Annotated in this window: 1 pseudogene; it reads left to right on the plus strand. The window is 55.0% G+C overall.

The annotated features are described in order from the left end of the window. Window positions 1–576 precede the first annotated feature (576 nt). Window positions 577–1,036: pseudogene (locus DESPIG_RS14075) on the plus strand (outer membrane homotrimeric porin); the annotation flags it as partial.

Here is a 1,036-nt window from a genome sequence, read left to right on the forward strand (position 1 = left end):
ACGGAGCTTCCCAGTCGTTGGAAACGCGGGAGCGTGTTTGCTCTACGTGCAGGATGATTTGCCGATATGCTGGATATATGCCTGAGGAGGAAGAGGGGAGCGGTCCCTTAGAAAAGTGGATGCCGCGGCCTTACTGCGCAAGCCGTCGCCGGATCTCCCCTCCACACATCATGCTGACTCCCGGCCTGAACGATTCGGCTGTGAGGCTTCGAGTCTTATTTTGCGGGCCCCGCTTTGGCGGGGCTTTTTTGCGTTCGACGAGCAAGATTCTTTGAAAAAAAGAGAGCAGGAGGCTTCACAAAAAACGGAAAAAATCGAAAAAGAAATATAGATAATACTATATAACCTATTGTTTTTTTTGAAGAAACGTTGACAAGGTCAGAAAAGGGGTTTAAAAATTTTTACAAGTTCGACGGACAAGCAGACTGCTGTCGCGAACATCCCAGACGATCTTCTTGCTCCGGCCGTATCGGCCGGGATTCCTGTCCGCCCCGGGCAGGACCGGATCTCGTAAGGGAAAGGATCCTGCACTGGACGGGATCGCAAGATGCGAAAGTAATGAAGGAAGGTATTATCATGAAGAAGCTTATGACTCTCGCTCTGGCTGCCGCTATGATGCTGGGTGCTACTACCGGCGCCAACGCTATCGACTTCAAGGCCAAGGGCCAGTGGATCATGTCTTTCGACTACGGTATGCACGGCACCTTCGGCCAGGGCAAGGCTGCCAACAACTCCGGCTTCAAGAATGAAGACCAGTTCGAAGCCCGCCAGCGCGTTCGCCTGCAGTTGGACGCCGTGGCTTCCGAAGCCCTGTCCGGTACCGTGTTCTTCGAAATCGGCGACCAGGTTTGGGGCCAGGACAAGACCGGTGGCGCCCTGGGCGCTGACAACAACAGCGTGGTGGAACTGAAGCGCGCCCACATCGACTGGATGGTGCCCAATACCGACCTGAAGGTCCGCATGGGTATCCAGGGCCTGGCTCTGCCTGCCTTCACCACCAATGCTTCCCAGATCCTCGACGATGACGTGGCCGCCA

This window comes from Desulfovibrio piger ATCC 29098 (genome assembly GCF_000156375.1).
In the GTDB taxonomy this organism is placed as follows: Bacteria; Desulfobacterota; Desulfovibrionia; order Desulfovibrionales; family Desulfovibrionaceae; genus Desulfovibrio; species Desulfovibrio piger.